The following is a 279-nucleotide window of genomic DNA, read 5'->3' as shown; positions in this document are numbered from 1 at the left end:
CGGTTCCATTGCTCGCCCCACTGGTGATAGTTATCGTGCCGGTGCTTGGACCATCGCCGCCAAAACTATCGTCATCTAATACTACAATGTTTACTGTATCGTCTTCATCTACACTCGCCGTATCGTCTACTGTTGTTGGTACATCATTTACGGAGTTCACTGTAATATCTACTACTGCTGTTTCACAATCGCCATCCGCATCACAGATCTGATATGTGATTTGATCTGTACCATTGTAATCGCCTGTTGGCGTGTAATCTATCGTATCGTCCGTTGGGT

1 protein-coding gene is annotated in these 279 nt (G+C 45.5%); it reads right to left on the bottom strand.

Annotated elements, in window-relative coordinates; all coding sequences use genetic code 11:
• Window positions 1–279: Ig-like domain-containing protein (locus LG649_RS16215; protein WP_226544843.1), on the bottom strand; the 279-nt coding region annotated here is incomplete at both ends.

Origin of the sequence: Neotamlana laminarinivorans (genome assembly GCF_020523925.1) — a bacterium.
GTDB classification, from domain to species: domain Bacteria; phylum Bacteroidota; class Bacteroidia; order Flavobacteriales; family Flavobacteriaceae; genus Neotamlana; species Neotamlana laminarinivorans.
The sequence above is the reverse complement of the archived record's forward strand: the minus strand, read 5'-3'. Positions and strand labels throughout refer to the sequence as shown.